The organism is Nocardia sp. NPDC058666, assembly GCF_042714895.1.
Lineage (GTDB): Bacteria > Actinomycetota > Actinomycetes > Mycobacteriales > Mycobacteriaceae > Nocardia.
In genome coordinates this window covers 49,760-66,832 of sequence record NZ_JBHXRY010000013.1, presented here as the reverse complement: position 1 = coordinate 66,832, position 17,073 = coordinate 49,760, and the positions used below count along the sequence as shown (strand labels likewise).

The following is a 17,073-nucleotide window of genomic DNA, read 5'->3' as shown; positions in this document are numbered from 1 at the left end:
GCTAGCGCGACAAACCGCGTCATCGGGTACCGCGCGATGATGCTCAGACAGTTCTCAGCCCGAGCTCACACGCCGTGAACTTCGGATTTGCCGTCTCGCACCACGATGAACCCGGTCTGAAAGTTCTGCTGGATTCCGCCGGGGACCACGAACTCGTCGCTGACGGGATAGCCGAGCCTGCCGTTCTCGAAACCCTGCGCGCCCCACGCGTCGGCCATGGCGCCGTTGCGCACCGACCAGGCGCCCGACAGCGGACTCCAATAGATGTTGCCGCCCTCGAACCTGCTGAACCGGCCCAGATCCTTCAGCGGCGCTTCCTCGGCCACCGGGAAACCCAGCGGGCTGTTCTCGAACCCGAGCTGGCTGTACTTGTCCAGCACGAAACCCTGCACGCGATGGGCGCCGGTGGCCGGGCTGTAGAACATCGGACCGTGTTCGAAGGCCTGCACCGAGCCGTCACGGCTGGGTGTGCGGGCTTCGGCGGCCACCGGGTAACCGGCGGGACCACCTTCGAAACCCTGCTTGCCCCAGGCTTCGAGGAACGCGCCGCGCATCACCTGGGCACCGGTCTGCGGGGTCCAGTAGATCGAACCGCCTTCGAACGTCTGCATCCGGCCGCGGCCGTCGGGCAGGGCGCGGTCCTCGCCGTTGGGCAGGCCCAATGGCGATGTCGCGCCGCCGATTCCGGCGTAGGTGCCGCCGATCCGACCGGCCACGGCATGGGTGCCCGTCGCGGCGGAATGGAAGACCCGGCCGTTCGGGAAGTCCTGCGCGATTCCGGTGCCGGCGGGGTACTCGGCGGTCACGCAGTTGCCCAGCCAGTTGGCCGCCTGCGCGAGTCCGGCGATCGCGCCGCCCAGCGTGCAGGTCGCGCCGCCGGGATCGGTGCCCAGTGCCGCGGCGGCCTGGTTCCAGGACTGACGCATTTCGAAATCCCAGTACGGCCACGTATGTGTGCCCGCGGGACGGTAATTCGCCTGCACCGGAATCTCGAGTTTCTCCAGCTTGGCCACGAAATTCTGAGTCGACAACCGCGACAGGATCTCCAGACCCGTACCCGCCCAGTTCTCGCTCACCAGCGGCACTTCGCCGAGTTGATCGTGGCTGCCCGCCAGCCCGCTGCCGCTGGACACGTACATGCTCACGCCTTTGAGCTTGTCGGCCAGCAGGTACGGGTCGTGCGCCTCCCACTCGGGACTGCCGGGGGGACCCCACATCGCGCCCGCGTCGAAACCGCCCGCGTCCTTGTTGGCGAACGTGATCGCCTGCGGCATGCCCAGTGTCGTGGTGGTGAGCAGACCCGAATACGAGGCCACATATTTCATCAGCCCGGGGTTGCGGCCCGCGAGGTTCATCGCCGCGGTGCCACCCATCGAAAGTCCTTGCACCCCACGCACATCCGTGGTTCGCCAATCACGTTCCAGGATCGGCGGGAGTTCCTTGGTGAGGAAGGTTTCCCACTTGTAGGTGAAGCCGTTGTCGGGCGACAGCCAGTCCGAATACCAACTCGACTGACCACCCACCGGCAGCACCACATTGATGTTCTTGTCGGCGTAGAAACCCTCGGCGTCGGCGTCTTTGGTCCAGCCGTTCTCGTCGTCCTGCGCGCGCAGACCGTCGAGCATCAGCATCATCGGAAACTTCGCGTCGGGCCGGGCATTCCAGTCGCGCGCCAGCAGCATCTGCACCTGGATCGGGGTGTTCATCGCGGCCGAATGCACCCACAGCGCCACCCGCCGATCCGACAGCCACTCCACCCGTTGCACCGCGGACACCGCCGCGTGCGCGGGCGTGGGAACGGTGACGGCAGGTCCGAGCAACGCCGCCGCCATGGCCGCAATTCCGAGGAACCGAACACGATGTTTCATCACACGCGCCTTCCTTATCCCGGAAACATCCCGGAAAACCGGACACAGCCTCACCGTCGGTTGTACCGCAGGAAATAGCGATAACTGGGGAAGACACGCTTACTTATGACACAGCAAAAGACCGGCCCACCCTGGGGGTAAGCCGGTCTCGAGCGTGTTGCTGAGCGGAAACTACTAGGCGCCCAGTGCATTCAGGATGTGCGGACGCGCCTTCCACAGCTCGTCTTCCCAGTACTTCCACGAGTGGGTACCGGAGGCGCCGATGTCGTACACAGCGTTGATGCCGAGGCTGTTGAGACGACGCTGGAACGCCAGCGTGCTCACGAACGAGATGGCCTCGATGCCCATCGCGGTGCTGGTGTTGAACGCACCACCCAGACCCGCCGGACGATCGTGCGTGCCGGGCAGGCCGTTGGCCGAGGAGATGAACAGCGGCAGGCCGCGCAGCTCGGGCGCGAACACCATCGGGTCCATCCGCAGCCACGCCGAGCTCCACGGAGTGGCCATGGCGTCGACGTTGAAACGACCCGCGTCCAGCATCATCACGCGGATGGCCTCACGCATACCCGGGGCGCTCCAGTTCAGCGGGCCCGACAGCGAGGAAGCGTGCTTGAACTGGTCGCGGTTCAGGGCGGCCAGACGCAGCGCGGCCGGACCCGACATCGACAGGCCCAGCACCGCGTTGTTCTTGCGGGACACGCCGTAGCCCTCGAGGAAGGCCGGAAGCTCTTCGGTGAGGAAGGTTTCCCACTTGTAGGTGGTCTTCTGGCCGTTGGTGTTGCTGGCCGCGGTCCAGTCGGCGTACCAGCTGGACTGGCCACCGACCGGCATCACCAGGGTGACGTTGTCATTGCTGAACTGCTGCATCGCGTTGGTCTCGAAGGACCAGGCGTTGCGGTCGTCCCTGGCGCGCAGGCCGTCGAGCAGGTAGAGCGCGGCGTTGCCACCGTTGCGTGCCCACTGGACCTGGACCTTCACGGGGCCCATCTTCGAGGGCACCATCAGTTCTTCGTAGCCACCGGCCGGTGCGCGCAGCACGGGTGCCGACACCGACGGTGCGGCGAGCGCGGTCGGGGCCGCTCCCGCGGCGATCGGCAGCACGAGGGCTGCAGCGCCGACAGCTAGAATTCGATTACGCCAACCACGAGATGCCGGCGCGACGGCCTTGCCGAAACGCATGTGAATTCCGCTCTCTTTCTGCTGTTATGGCATGCCTGATCCGTCAACCGTCGTTCGACGCGGCCCCGACAGCCCGGTCGAACAGACGGATGAAACAACGATCTGGTCACACTTATGCTCGCTGGAGGATATTCGACACACCAATTAACTGCAAGGGCAACAGAACTGGGCTTGTTATATGCCCCGAAACGGCTAGCCGATGTTGTTGGACAAATCCGGGATCATCCGCAGGGCCTCGTCGGTCCAGTTGTTCCAGGCGTGGATGCCGAAGGCCGGGTAGGAGTAGTGCACGTTGCGGGCGCCCAGCGTGGCCATTCTGACTTCGAACGAGCGAGTGTTGGCCAGGGCGAGGGCTTCCAGTGCCATGCCGTTGACGGTGCCCATGTGCGGGCCGTCGGAGTTGGTCGGCAGGCCTGAGGCGGCCGCGATCCACAGGCGGGTGTTGTTGCCTACTAGGTTGGGGGCGAACACGAACGGGTCCATCCGCAGCCACTGTGGGCCCCACGGCGGTGCCATCGAGTCCACGTTGTAGCCGCCCGCGTCGAGCATCGCGATGCGGATGGCCTCGCGCATAGCGGGGGCGGAGATGTTCAGGTAGCCCGAATACGCACCGGCGAAGGAGAATTGGTCGGGGTGGTAGGCGGCCAGGGTGAGCGCGGCCGAGCCACCCATCGACAGGCCGAACACGCCGTTGCGGTGGCGACTGAAGCCCTCGCGGCCCGCCAGCGCGTTGGGTAGGTCGTTGGTGAGGAACGATTCCCACTGGTAGCGGTAGCTCTTGCCGGGTCCACCCGACAGGGCGTTGCTCGCGCCCGAACCCGAGTTGGGGGCGCCCTGGCCGGGAATGCCGAAGAATTCGCTGGGCGCGTTCCAGTCGGCGTAGAAGCTGGACATGCCGCCCACGGGCATCACCACGTTGATATTGGCCGCGGCCAGCGCGTTGGGGATATCGGTTTCGATCTCCCAGCCGTTGAGGTGCTCGGGCGCGCGCATCCCGTCGAGAACGTAGACGACTCGCTCGCGATTGCCGTCGGCCGCGCGCAGGATGCGCGACTTGATCGGGCCCATCCCCGAATCGACCCAGAAGTCGTAGGCATTGCCGTTGAATCCGGCAGTGGCGGGGGCGATCCCCCCGGTGACGGCGGTCGCGATCGGAACCAGCAGGGCCATGGATACGCCCGCGGCCAAGCGCCGAGCCCAGGAACCAGAGGCTGCGGTCTTGCTCGACCCACGCGTGCGGCGCAGTGTTCGCATTCGACTAGACCTTTCTCGCGGACCGAACGCGCAAACCCCGAGCTACGCAATCGGAACCCTCAACGGACGTCGATCAGAACCAATCCAGGGCAAAACGGACGATTCAACCTCGACGCATGCTCACTGTGTATCAATCGGTGACGAATGCTCTACATGTTGCTGGAAAGTGACCCGAAGCACAACTCTCGGTTATCTACCGCCCATGATTCGTCACCGACCCTCCCCTGGATCGTGACGAAACAGCGCCGCCCCGGTGCTTTCCGCCCTGTTCTCGGCGCGCCTCCGCCGATGGACTGACCGAAGGGTGCGACGAAGGAGTGCCCGTAGGGAGGGAAGAGGTGGAGTTCAGCGCCGAGAACCGCGGCGCCAGCCGCAAATAGACACAGCAGAAAACCGCCCGGTGCTGACGAGGCACCGAGCGGTTTTCAGGGGTCTAGCGGGGTTTACTTAACCGATGTTCGCCGAGAGGTCCGGGATCATGCGGTAGACCTCGGCCTCCCAGTTGCGCCAGTTGTGCACGCCGGTGATCGGGAAATCGAAGTGGGCGTTGCCGCCGCCGAGGGTGGCCATGCGGACCTGGAACGCGCGGCTGTTCGCCATCGCGAGCAGTTCCAGCGGCACGCCCTGGATGATTTCCATCGGGTTGGACACATCGCCGGCGCCGGGGATACCGGCCGCGGCGGAGACCCACACGCGGGTGCCGTTGGCGACCAGACGCGGCGCGAACACGAACGGATCCATGTGGAACCACTGCTGGCCCCACGGCGGTGCCATCGCGTCGATGTTGAAGCCGCCCGCGGACAGCATCGCCACGCGCATGGCTTCACGCATACCGGGTGCGGAGATGTTCAGGTAGCCGGAGAACGAGCCCGCGAAGCTGAACTGGTCGGGGTGGTACGCGGCCAGAGTCAGGGCGGCGGAGCCACCCATCGACAGGCCGAACACGCCGTTGTTGTTGGGGTTGAAACCCAGTCGAGCCGACAGCGCGTTGCGCAGGTGGCTGGTGAGGAAGGTTTCCCACTTGTAGGTGTTCTTCTTGCCTGCCACCTGGGCGGGCGCGATCGACGAACCGGTCATCGCGGAGCCGGTCGCGGCAGAGCCGGTCGAGCTACCGCCCGAACCGGCGTCGATGCCGAAGAAGCTGCTCGGCGCGTTCCAGTCGGCGTAGAAGCTGGACTGGCCGCCGACGGGCATCACGACGTTGATGTTGGCGTCGGTCAGCGCGCGGGCGACGTTGGTGTCTTTTTCCCACCCGTTGAGGTCGTCCTGCGCACGCTGGCCGTCCAGCGCGTAGACCACGCGATTGGTGTTGCCATCCGCCGCGCGGAAGATCCGCGACTTGATCGGGCCCATCTCCGAATCGACCCAGAAGTCGAAAGCACTGGGATCGAAGGCCGCCGTCGCGGTACCGGTGGGACCAGCCACCATGGCACCGACCGGGAGCACTACTGCCAGGGAGAGAAGCACCGATCGTTTGAGCCAGCCGGCTCCCCGGGCTCTGAGACGTCCGCCACGCATTCTGTTATGGGCCTTTCCTCATGCGGTTCGCGCGGAACCGCTGTTGCAATGACCGCCGACTGTTTACCGGCACACCAGTGCGCCGACGGGCCGTTCCTCTCAGAGACCATATCGCTACATCGATAGCCTGGCGTTACCGAAAAGTGATTTAGCGGTGTACGCCACTATAAAATCCCAGGCGGAAGGGTTTCAGCGAGGCGGTTGCGGGAACGGGTCGACCAGGCCGCAGCGCTGGATTTCGTACTTGGGGACCCGGTCGATGCGATATTTCGCGAAGGTCATGGCGTTGCGGAGGTTGTGTTTGAACCGGTCGAACGTCATCGGGTCGCGGGTGGACACCATCAGCGCCTGGGTGGCCGGGCACGACATCGCGGTGCGGGCCTGGGTGACCCAGTCCTCGTCCATGTACCAGGGCAGCCACGGGTGGATGCTGACCATGCCCGAGTCGGCCACGACCCAGTCCGGGTACAGCGCCTTGTCGTGGCCGATGCGGCCGTCGGCGAGGCGGTCCGAGTGCGCGGCCAGCGGGTAGGCCAGGCCCATCGGGTCGATCACGCGCACGCTCAGCGGCACGTTCATGCTGGTCATGCCCAGATTCAGGAAGTAGACCGTGTGGCCGGAGCCGCCCTCGGGGATCGGTTCCGGGGGCGGGTCGAGGTACCAGAACGTGAACGAGGGCGAGTTCAGCAGCAGCCCGCCCTTGGGGTTGGCGGCGATGTCGTTGACCATGGCGCGCATGCGCGGGTAGTCGAGGTAGTCCTCGGCCAGGATCGGGTGGTCCTTGCCGGTGTTGAGCACGTAGTAGATGCGTTCGTCGACGATGCCCGACGAGCGGATCTTGGTTCCCGCGGTGATCGCGGTGGTGCTCGCCGCGTACAGCGACCAGCCCGCGGTGCCCAGCAGCGCGACCAGCAGCACCAGCACCGAACAGTCGGACCTGCGGAGATGCAGCGGGATCGGGACCACGGCCACCGGCAGCAGCAGCAGGAACAGCTGGGTGAGCAGCATGCGCCCGTGCATGAAGTCACCGCCCACGCGCACCGCGTAGACAGTGAGCAGCAGACCCGCGCCCAGCACCATCACCACAACCGCACTGGGCGAACGCAGCCACGCGCGGATTCCGGCCACCGACAACGTCGGCAACGCGAACCCACGCGAGATCCCCGCGATCACCCCGGCGATCAACAGCACGACCAGCGGAATCCACAGGTAGTACGGGCCGACCAGGTCCCACAGATACGTGAAACCCTGACTCCACTTGGCCCCGCCCGCGTCCTTGGCGACCGCGGTGTTCGGGTAGGGCAGGCCGTAGTAGCCCATCCGCCAGATCTGGTAGCAGATCGGCACGACCCCGGCCACGAACACGATCAGCGCGCGCAGCACGATCGGTCCGAACCGGAACGCGGGCATCGGCGCGAGGAAGATCATTCCCAGCGCGAGCACGCCGATCAACGTGGCCTCGGGGCGTACCAGCGGCGCGAGGCCGGCCAGGAAAACGAGGCCGAGCAGCGACGGCACGCGAACCACCGCGGCCTGACTCCAGCGGATCATCATCCACCACAGCAGCCCGACCCAGCAGATCACCAGGCCGCTCTCCAGCCCGGAGGTGGCGTAGTCGCGCGCGGGCGGCAGCGCGATGTACACCAGCACGCCCGCCGGAATCAGCAGCTGACCGGCGGTTCCGCCCCACAGCCGGGCGGTGCCCAGCATCGCGAACACCACCGCGAGCACCGACACCACCAGCGACACCCCGAGCACGACGTACTCGAGGCGGGCCTGGGTGAGCCAGGAGAAGAACCAGATCAGGTAGGTCCACGCGGTGCTGGTGTTGGCTTCGACCCGCTCGTCCATGTTGAACACGGGGCCGTTGCCCGCGAGCAGGTTGCGGACCGTGCGCAGCACGATCAGGCCGTCATCGGCGATCCAGCGACGCTGCCACGCACCGAAGGTGAACAGCGCGACGGTGAGCACGACCCCACCGACGAAGGTGGCGCGGGACAGCACCGAGGTACGTAGGTCCCTGCGCGCGGATTCTTCGTCGCGTAGAGGCTCGTATTCGGTGGAATCCTGCTCCGCTACCAACATCTCGTCAGGTGAGATAGACAGCGACACCTACCGCTCCGATCCAGGCAATAGCGAGGAACTGCAGGATGCGGTCCCCCAACGCGATCTCTTCGGGTTCACCGGCCTCGCCACCATCGACGTCGACCGCGTAACGCAGGATTGCGATGGTAAACGGGATCATCGAGATCGAGTACCACTGGGTGTCTCGAGCGGAGTCCTGCTGGAAGGCCCACAGGCCGTAGAAGACCACGACGGCGGTGGCTGCCAGCGTCCAGATGAAGCGCAGGTAGGTCGGGGTGTAGTACTCGAGCGACTTGCGGATCTTGGCGCCGGTGTCGAGTGCGTACTGCAGTTCGGCGTAGCGCTTGCCGGCCGCCATGAACAGCGAACCGAACGCCATGATCAGCAGGAACCACTGCGACAGCGCGATATCGGCGGCCGCGCCACCGGCGACCGCGCGCAGCAGGAAGCCCGAGGACACGATGCAGATGTCGAGCACGGCCTGGTGCTTGAGGCCGAGGCAGTAGGCGAGCTGGATGACGATGTAGACCACCATCACCACGGCCAGGTGCCAGGACGCCAGGAACGAACCGGCGATCGAACCGATCAGCAGCACGGCCGACAGCGCGTAAGCCAGGTTGACAGGAAGCACGCCCGCCGCGATCGGCCGGAAGCGCTTGGTGGGGTGGGCCCGGTCGGCTTCGACGTCGAGGGCGTCGTTGACCAGGTAGATGCCCGAGGCCGCCATGCAGAACACGATGAACGCGATCGCGACGTTGAGCAGAATGCCCGCGTCACCGACCGCTTCGGGTCCGACGGCCAGCGGTGCGGCGAGCACCAGGACGTTCTTCACCCACTGACGTGGGCGCATGGCCTTGATGACACCGCCGAGCAGCGTCTTCGGCGGGCCCTTCACGGCACCCTCGTCGAGGACGGCGGCGGACGGTTCTTCGCTCATCTCAGCCAGGGTTCTTTCAGTTGCAGTCACTGTCGGAGTCTCTTTTCAGCGGCTAGCACCGCAGCTGCCGACGCGGCACCCAGTGCGGAACCGGCGATCACGTCGGAAGGGTAATGCACCCCGAGCACAACCCGGGACAGCAGCATCGGCGGGACGATCACCGCAGGCAAGGGTAGCCCGGTGAGGCGACCCAGCAGTACGGCAGCCGCGGTGGTGGAGGTGGCGTGCGAGGACGGGAAGCTCAGCTTGCTCGGCGTGGACACGTTGACCTGCACCGACGGGTCGTTGGGGCGCGGGCGTCGGACGATGCGCTTGATCACGATCGACGCGGCGTGCGCACCGACGGCGCCCACGGCCACCCCGGCCCACTGGCGGCGGCGCGGCTTGTCGACCAGCCAGCCGGCGGCGGCGATGCCGACCCAGCCCAGCGCGTGTTCGCCGAAGTGCGACATGCCGCGCGCGGCGGAGATCACGGCCGGGTTGGTGCCGATGGTGCCCTGCACGGCGTTGAGGATGGCGACCTCGACCGGGACCTCGACGTAGTCGCCGCAGCAGCCTTCACCGCAGCAACCGTCTTCGGCCATCTCGATCTCGGGAACTTCTGACTGGGTCACTTGGCGGTTCCGTTCAGGCCGAAGGTCTTCTCCCACGCCGCCGTGCTGGTGAGCTCGGCGTGCGCGGCCCGGTAGCGCTGCTGCATTTCCGGGAAGCGGGCGGTGAGTTCCTTGCGCAGGCGCAGGGCTTCCTTGAGCAGGTCGCGGGCCTGGCGCGGGTCGCGCTTGCGGTAGACGACGCCGCGGCCGTCGGCGGTGGTCACGGTGACACCGTCGACCTGCGAGAGCAGGTACCAGCGCGCGTCCAGGGTCGGCACGTTGAGCTGCGGGGTCTCGTAGGTGGCCGGGTCGGCCTTGCGGAAGTTGTGCACCACACCCTTGGCCAGGCGGGCGACCTTCGCGAGGGGGTTGCCCGGTTCGCCGACCGCGCCGACGCCGTGGCGGTTGGCCAGGGGCAGTTCGGTGGACGAGGGGACGACGACCGCGTCCGGGAACTGTTTGCGCATGGCGTGGATCTTGCCCAGCGCGGTGGGGAGCAGGTCGAACAGGCCTTCGGGTCCGGCCAGGAAGTCGCGGATCGCCTCGTTCTGGATAGCGACCGTCGAATATTCCAGGCAGAGAAGGTGTTTCAGCGTGGCCTTGACCGTGTTCACGATCATCGGCTTGCCGTCGCCGGGCAGGTACATCGAGGCGACGACCAGGCGGTTGCGCAGGTGGAAGTAGGCCTGCCAGTCGATGGCGTCGTCCTTGTCGGACCAGGCCATATGCCACACGGCAGCACCCGGCAGCGTCACCGTCGGGTAGCCGGCTTCGCGGGCGCGCAGGCCGTATTCGGCGTCGTCCCACTTGAGGAACAGCGGCAGCGGCTGACCGATCTCCTCGGCGACCTGGCGCGGGATCAGGCAGGTCCACCAGCCGTTGAAGTCGACGTCGATGCGCCGGTGCAGCAGCTTGGAGTTGTCGCGATCCTTGAGCGGGTTCTTGGAGAAGTCGTGGTCGTATTCGACGTTGGGCGCGGCGCCCCACATGAAGATGCCGCGGTCGATGACCTCGCCCATCACGTGCAGGTGCGAACGTTCCTGCAGGTTGAGCATCTGCCCGCCGGTCAGCACCGGCGACTTCGCGAAGCGGGAGAAGGCCAGGGCGCGCAGGATCGAGTCCGGCTCGATCTCGATGTCGTCGTCCATGTAGGCGATGAACTCGGCATCGGTGGACTTCAACGCCTCGTACATGACCCGGCTGTAACCACCGGATCCACCGAGGTTGGGCTGGTCATGGATGGCCAGGCGATCACCGAGAACGCTTGCGGCTTCGGCGAATCCGGGCTCGTCGACGACCTTGCGGGTGCCCTGGTCGGGGATGATCACCGCGGCGATCTTCTCCAGGACGAGGGGGTCGGAGCCAAGGGCGCCAAGGGTTTTCACCGCGTCGGTGGGGCGGTTGAAGGTGGGCATGCCGACCGCGATGGTCCCGGTGCCGGGCGCTTCCTGCGATGCGTAGTACCCGCCGGACAGCAGCGTGACGGCGGTGTCGGTGGTGATGTCGAACCAGATCCAGCCGCCGTCTTCGAACGGGCCCAGATCGGTTTCGAACTCCACGACGACCGAGTCCGCGCCCTGTGCGACAGCGAATTCCTTGCCCTGCACGTGAATTCGCGAACCGTCGGCCTTGGAGCGGTAGACGTCGGCGCGGCCGTGCCCGGCAAGTTCCAGGCGAAGCACGACCGACTTCAGCACGCTCCAGCGACGCCAGTAGCTCGCGGGCAGCGCGTTGAAGTAGGTGCAGAACGACACCTCCGACTCCGCGCCGATCGACAGCGCGGTGCGGCTGGTGGCGTGTGCGCGGCGGGCGTTGGTGGTGGATTCCTCCAGGTAGAGGGTCCGCACGTCCAGTGGCTCGCCCGGGCGCGGCAGGATGACGCGCTGCAGCAGCGAGATGGCGCGGGTTTCGGTCTGCACGTCTTCGAGCATCGCCTTGGTCATGCCTCGTCCACCAGCGGCGCGCCGGATTCCAGGTGCGGGCGCAGGACATTTTCGAACATGGTCAGCGCCGAACCGATCGCCATGTGCATGTCCAGGTACTGGTAGGTGCCCAGTCGGCCGCCGAACAGCACCTTCTTCTCGGCGGTTTCCTTCTTGGCGCGCTCGCGGTAGGCCAGCAACTTGGCACGGTCGTCGGGGGTGTTGATCGGGTAGTACGGCTCGTCGCCGGTCTGGGCCGAGCGGGAGAACTCGCGCATGATGACCGTTTTGTCGGTCGGGTAGTCGCGCTCGGGGTGGAAGTGGCGCGGCTCGATGATGCGGGTGAAGGGGACGTCGGCGTCGTTGTAGTTCATGACGCTGGTGCCCTGGTAGTCACCCTGTTCCAGCACCTCGGTCTCGAAATCGATGGTGCGCCAGCCCAATTCGCCTTCGGCGTAGTCGAAGTAGTGGTCGAGCGGGCCGGTGTAGACGATCGGGGCATCCGGGTTGGCGGCCACGATCTCGTCGCGCACGTCGAACCAGTCGGTGTTCACCCGCACGTCGATGAGGTCGGAGGCGGCCATGTTCTCCAGCCACTTCGTGTAGCCCTCCTTGGGCAGGCCCTCGAAGGTGTCGTTGAAGTAGCGGTTGTCGAAGTTGTAGCGCACCGGCAGGCGGGTGATGTTGCCCGCGGGCAGCTCACGCGGGTCGGTCTGCCACTGCTTGGCGGTGTAGTCGCGCACGAACGCCTCGTACAGGGGACGGCCGATCAGCGAGATCGCCTTCTCCTCGAGGTTCTGCGCGTCACCGGTCTCGACCTCGGCGGCCTGCTCGGCGATCAGCGCCTTGGCCTCCTCCGGAGTGAAGTACCGGCCGAAGAACTGCGAGATCAGACCCAGCCCCATCGGGAACTGGTACGCCTGCCCCTTGTGCATCGCGAACACGCGGTGCTGGTACCCGGTGAACTCGGTGAACTGGGTGACGTAATCCCAGACCTTCTTGTTCGACGTGTGGAACAGGTGCGCGCCGTACTTGTGGATCTCGATCCCGGTCTGCGGCTCGGGCTCGGAGTAGGCGTTGCCACCCAGGTGGTAGCGGCGGTCCAGCACCAACACCCGCTTGCCCAGCACATTCGCTGCACGCTCGGCGACGGTCAGCCCGAAGAAACCGGAGCCGACCACGATCAGGTCGTACTGGTTTGCCGGGGCAATGGAATCTGCGTTGACGGATTTACCCGAAGACGATGCGGCGGTCACGGGTGCCCAGCGTATCGGAAGACCGCAAATTATCCCGGCGGAGTCTGCGACCAGTCTTTGACCTGGGGTTATGCCGTCGGTCGGCAAGCGGGGTTGTCGGGCGGGCTCGCACCGCTGCCTTCGACGTGCAGAACGGCGCCGGACCTCAGTACTGCGGGTAGGGGTGGTGGCCGGCCCGGCCTGCCCGTATCCAGCGGCCGGTGGATGGGGCGGCTGCCAGGAGCAGGATCAGCAGGGGCGTCGCGCCCACCACGGCCACCCCGAGTAACGCGAAGCCCACCTCCCGGCCTTCGACATCCATCGGAGTGAGCGCCGCTGAGCCCCCGATGGCGAGCAGGGCGATCGACGACAGAAGTATGAGTAGTACCCGACCGGCGGTCTTGCGTCGGAACAGCAGGATGGAGCCGAGCAGCAACAGCAGGGCGGGCGTCGCGCCGACCATGAGAGCGACCGTCGCCTCCTCGCGACCCGCTTCGTCCGTCGCGCTCGTAGCTTCGGTGCTCAGCAGGAAAGCCAAGCCGAGGCCGAGGCCACCCAGCGAGACCAGCGACAGCAGCAGTGCGATCACCGCGGCGGTGATCGCGGTGCCACCGCCGGGGCGAGGCTGTCCGTAGCCGTATGGGTACGGGGCGTAAGCCGGTGCGCCGTAACCATTTTGGGCGTACGGCTGCTGCCCGTAACCCGGTTGGCCGGCGTACGGGTCCTGCCCGTACCCCGGTTGCGCGTACCCCTGTCCCGCGTACGGGTCGTGGCCCTGTTGGCCGTACGGATACCCCATGGTGTCCCCCTCCTTGCGTGTCGCCGCTGCCTCGTGCCCCGGTTCCGCACCGTCGGCGGCGATGCTGACCTGCTGAAACTATACGTTCGGTCCGACAACACTTTCCAGGCGAGCGCGGGTGTAGGCCGCGGTCCACGGTAGGACCGCGGGCAGCAGTACGAGCGCGCCGAGCACGGTGGCCGAAAGTGCCGCTGCCCAACTGTGATTCACGATCGCTGTCACCGCACCGGGTACCCCACCGAGGCCGATCGGAATCGAACGGATCACCGATTCCTGCGCGAACCAGTGGATTCCGTACCCGGAGTTGTAGTTCACCAGTGTCGCCAACAGGCCGAGCAGGCCCAGACCTATCTGAGCGGAAGCGGCGACGATGATCATCCAGCGGCCGGTGTCGTCGCGACGGGCCAAAAGCACGCCCCCGTAAGCGAATACGAAGGTCGCGACCAGTGCGCCGAGGGTGGCGAACAGGGTCAGCGAATCGTCGAGTTCGCCGGGGTCGCTCACGAACGACCGCACCAGCACCACCGCGCCGACCAGATTCGCCACCGCGGCGAGCCCGGCCAGGCACGCGGCGACGATCGCCGTCACCTCACCACTGTCGGATTTCGTCTCCAGCACGACCATGCTCCGACCGTATCCCGTGCCGCCGCCCGGCGTGGTGCGGCCGCGCTACCGGGTGATGATCCACCGTCGCGTCGGCTCGCTCAGGCCGAGCAGCGCGATCACCACGTTGAGCACGAACCAGAAATCCAGCGGCCCGAACCGCCACCCGTGACTGGCCGCGTTGAGCCCGATCACCAGCAGCGTCGCCCCCGCCATCACCCCCGCCATGGTGAGCAACACCCGCCGACCGACCATCCGCCGCCGCAACAGCAACACCGCCCCCAGCAGATAAACCACCCCCAGCCCACCCACGATCCCGGCCCCCACGTAGTCGAGGTCGATCTCCCGCCCGACCACCCGCAACACCGCGGTCGTCGCCCCGACCGCGATCCCCGCGACACCGACCAGCACCCCGAGCCACCCCGCGATCCGCGCTGTCACCCCCCGCGAAGGCCGCTGCACCTGTTCCACCACTGTCCCCGCTATGTGTCGACGTCGCCGTCAGTTATACGGCGCGATGCCCGTTCGAGCACGCGGTAGGCCGATCGGCCGCCCCTGTCGCACATTCGTGCGGGTTTCGGCAACGCGGTGTCACCGACGAAACCGCGTCCGGACAGTGATCGTCCGGACGCGGTGGTCACCTCTACGTCGGATTGGCCGCGGCATAAGCGCGGACGGCTTCCAAGATGTACTCGGCGGTCCCCTCGCCGTGCACGTCATAGTTCTTTCGGAAGCGCGGGTCCGCCACGTACATTTCGCCGAGGTCGACCAGGTACTCGTTGGTGACCGGCTTGCCCTGCGTGCCGCCACCGAGCCAGGCGCGATGGCGGTCGACGATTGCCTGAACTTCTGCGCTGTCGACGGGAAGCTGTGCGGCAGCGGCACTTCCGAAGTCGGCGGCGATGTCGAGTTGGGTCTGTTTGAACGACTGTTTCTCCGCCTCGGTCAGCGACCGCCACCAACGGTCGCCGCTCGCGTAGGCGTCCTTGCCCCAGCGCTGCGTGACTTCGTCCTTGTACTGCGTGTGGTCGAAACCATCGAAAACCTCTGCGGCCATGAGGGGTTCACCTCTTTCTGTCTTGTGCAAAGTGGTCGACACCGATTCGATCTGCCGCGCTACCCGATCCTGTTGTTGCCGAAGCAGTTCCAGGTGGGTGCGCAACGCACCGGCGGTGTCCTGTTCCCCGGCGAGGACCTCGGCGATCACGGGGAGTCCGAGGCCGAGTTCGCGCAGCAGCAGGATGCGCTGCAGTCGAACCAGAGCGGTCTGGTCGTAGTAGCGGTAGCCGTTGGCGCCGATGCGGGTCGGCTCCAGCAGTCCGAGTTGCCCGTAGTGGCGCAACGTGCGACTGGTGGTTCCCGCGGCTTTCGCGAGGTCCTGAATGGACCATTCACCGACCATGACCTGCTCCTTTCCCGTCGATACCTCCACTGTGCAGGTTGACGCTACGTCAAAGTCAAGCGCCGGCGGCCACCCGTTCGCGACCGGGCCGGACGACGGGGCGCGTGCCGGGGTCGCGCGGCACCGACTTCGCCGGGATCTGCGCCAGGACCGTGCCCGACAGCGCGACAGCCAGCCCGACGATCTGCAGCACCGTCAACGCCTGCCCCAACGCGATCCACCCGATCACCGCCGCCGAGATCGGACTGAGCAACCCGAGGAACGACACCGAAGTCGCTGGTAGGCGCGAGATTCCGCGGAACCACAGCCAGTAGGTCAGCGCGGTACCGATGATGCCCAGGTAGAGGTAGCCGCCGATCGCGCGCCCGTCGAGTGCGGGCGGTGCGCCTTCGAGCAGCAGGGCCAGCGGGGCGATGAACAGCCCGCCCGCAGTGAGCTGCCAGCCGGTCATGGCCAGCGGGCCCACGCCCGCCGGTCGCCCCCACTTCTTGGTGAGCACGTTCCCGGCCGCCATCGACGCCGCACCGACCAGCCCGGCGACCACGCCGACCGCGTCCAACTCGGCGTTGCCGCGCAGCACGACCAGCGACACCCCGACCACGCCGATCAGCCCCGCGACCACCTTCCGCCGCGTCGGCGCTTCGGCCAGCAGCACCGCCGCGAAGCCGAGCGCGAACATCGGCACGACCGCGCCGAGCACCCCGGCGACACCACCGGGCAGCCGGTACGCCGCCAGGAACAGCAGCGGGAAGAACGCGCCGATATTGAGCACGCCGAGCACCGCGGCCCGCCCCAGCCACTTGCCGTGCGGCAGCACCCCGGTCACCGCGAGCAGTACGAGACCGACGGGTAGTGCGCGCATGAGGGCGGTGAACAGCGGCCGGTCAGGGGGCAGAAATTCGGTGGTGACGGCGTAGGTGGAGCCCCACACGATCGGGGTGACGGCGGTGAGCACGAGGGTGCCCGCGAGGCCGGTCGTGCGGGTTACGGTCGTCATGATCACTCCTCATTGATAATCTCAACATTGAAATATCTACTCGCGAAGGTATCTCCGCGTCAAGTAGATGAACGTTAAGAGTTTCAATCGAGAGGGAACTGATGCGCGACGCCGTCGACCTGATCACCGAGCACTGGCACCAAGCGCGACCCGACGTCGACGTGTCGCCGATGGCGATCATCGGCCGGATCAACCGGATCTCCCGCATCCTCGAACAGGAACTGAAAGCCTTCTTCGCAGGTCACGGCCTCGAACGCTGGGAGTTCGACGTGCTGGCCACCCTGCGACGCTCCGGCGGCGACACCGGCCTCACCGCGGGCGCGCTCAACCGCGCCGCCATGATCACCTCCGGCGCCATCACCAACCGCATCGACCGCCTGGCCGCGAAAGACCTGGTCCGCCGCGTCCCCTCCCCCGACGACCGCCGCTCGATCTTCGTCCAACTCACCGACGAGGGCCGCGAACTGGTCGACCGACTGCTCCCCCTGCACGTGGCCAACGAGCAGCGCCTGCTGTCCACACTGGGCGCGCGGGATCGCGAACAACTCGCCGAGCTGCTGCGCACGCTGGCCGTCGCACTGGACGACACCACGCTCGATTGAGCCGAAGGACCGGCGTAATCGCCCAATTCGCGTCGTTTTAGTCAGTTTTCTGATTTTTCGACGGCGTTTTGGGTGATTA

At 66.5% G+C, this 17,073-nt stretch carries 15 protein-coding genes; 1 reads left to right on the top strand and 14 read right to left on the bottom strand.

Annotation, left to right across the window (positions count from 1 at the left end; translation table 11 throughout):
- Positions 1 to 65: 65 nt before the first annotated feature.
- From ACFWVD_RS23590 to ACFWVD_RS23525, 14 genes are all read right to left on the bottom strand, one after another.
- A complete protein-coding gene (locus ACFWVD_RS23590) occupies positions 66 to 1,868 on the bottom strand; it encodes an alpha/beta hydrolase-fold protein (protein WP_379246198.1) in 1,803 nt (600 codons plus the stop codon).
- A 174-nt stretch (positions 1,869 to 2,042) separates the two neighbouring features.
- The gene (locus ACFWVD_RS23585; RefSeq protein ID WP_379246196.1) at positions 2,043 to 3,047 is read right to left on the bottom strand and encodes an alpha/beta hydrolase; all 1,005 of its coding nucleotides are present in this window, start codon (positions 3,045 to 3,047) and stop codon (positions 2,043 to 2,045) included.
- A 192-nt stretch (positions 3,048 to 3,239) separates the two neighbouring features.
- A complete protein-coding gene (locus tag ACFWVD_RS23580; RefSeq protein WP_379246194.1) occupies positions 3,240 to 4,301 on the bottom strand; it encodes an alpha/beta hydrolase in 1,062 nt (353 codons plus the stop codon).
- 447 nt (positions 4,302 to 4,748) lie between these two features.
- Entirely contained in the window at positions 4,749 to 5,819 is a 1,071-nt protein-coding gene (locus ACFWVD_RS23575) for an alpha/beta hydrolase (protein WP_379246192.1), read from the bottom strand.
- A gap of 189 nt (positions 5,820 to 6,008) precedes the next feature.
- Positions 6,009 to 7,904 carry a flagellar motor control protein ZomB gene (zomB, locus tag ACFWVD_RS23570; RefSeq protein WP_379246358.1) on the bottom strand — a complete coding sequence of 632 codons (1,896 nt, stop codon included), beginning with the start codon at positions 7,902 to 7,904 and terminating at the stop codon, positions 6,009 to 6,011.
- 4 nt (positions 7,905 to 7,908) lie between these two features.
- Complete coding sequence (locus ACFWVD_RS23565; RefSeq protein WP_379246190.1) at positions 7,909 to 8,841, bottom strand: decaprenyl-phosphate phosphoribosyltransferase; 933 nt, start codon at positions 8,839 to 8,841, stop codon at positions 7,909 to 7,911.
- Between the two features lie 26 nt (positions 8,842 to 8,867).
- A complete protein-coding gene (locus ACFWVD_RS23560; protein ID WP_379246356.1) occupies positions 8,868 to 9,425 on the bottom strand; it encodes a phosphatase PAP2 family protein in 558 nt (185 codons plus the stop codon).
- A 26-nt stretch (positions 9,426 to 9,451) separates the two neighbouring features.
- A complete protein-coding gene (locus ACFWVD_RS23555; protein WP_379246188.1) occupies positions 9,452 to 11,377 on the bottom strand; it encodes a glycosyltransferase in 1,926 nt (641 codons plus the stop codon).
- Positions 11,374 to 12,612 (bottom strand): UDP-galactopyranose mutase, encoded by a 1,239-nt coding sequence (gene glf / locus ACFWVD_RS23550; RefSeq protein WP_379246183.1) that lies wholly within the window; start codon positions 12,610 to 12,612, stop codon positions 11,374 to 11,376. The genes ACFWVD_RS23555 and glf overlap by 4 nt, the downstream gene beginning before the upstream one ends.
- 145 nt (positions 12,613 to 12,757) lie before the next feature.
- Positions 12,758 to 13,390, bottom strand: coding sequence for a hypothetical protein (locus tag ACFWVD_RS23545; protein ID WP_379246181.1), 633 nt, complete (start codon positions 13,388 to 13,390; stop codon positions 12,758 to 12,760).
- 78 nt (positions 13,391 to 13,468) lie between these two features.
- On the bottom strand, positions 13,469 to 14,014 hold the full coding sequence (locus ACFWVD_RS23540) for a hypothetical protein (protein WP_379246179.1): 546 nt from the start codon (positions 14,012 to 14,014) through the stop codon (positions 13,469 to 13,471).
- 45 nt (positions 14,015 to 14,059) lie between these two features.
- A complete protein-coding gene (locus ACFWVD_RS23535) occupies positions 14,060 to 14,455 on the bottom strand; it encodes a hypothetical protein (protein ID WP_379246177.1) in 396 nt (131 codons plus the stop codon).
- 181 nt (positions 14,456 to 14,636) lie between these two features.
- Positions 14,637 to 15,395, bottom strand: coding sequence for a MerR family transcriptional regulator (locus tag ACFWVD_RS23530; protein ID WP_379246175.1), 759 nt, complete (start codon positions 15,393 to 15,395; stop codon positions 14,637 to 14,639).
- 55 nt (positions 15,396 to 15,450) lie between these two features.
- Positions 15,451 to 16,392, bottom strand: a complete 942-nt coding sequence (locus ACFWVD_RS23525; protein ID WP_379246173.1) for an EamA family transporter — start codon at positions 16,390 to 16,392, stop codon at positions 15,451 to 15,453.
- A gap of 101 nt (positions 16,393 to 16,493) precedes the next feature.
- On the opposite strand from ACFWVD_RS23525, the gene ACFWVD_RS23520 reads away from it, so the two are divergent.
- Complete coding sequence (locus tag ACFWVD_RS23520; protein WP_379246171.1) at positions 16,494 to 16,994, top strand: MarR family winged helix-turn-helix transcriptional regulator; 501 nt, start codon at positions 16,494 to 16,496, stop codon at positions 16,992 to 16,994.
- The last annotated feature ends 79 nt before the right edge of the window (positions 16,995 to 17,073 follow it).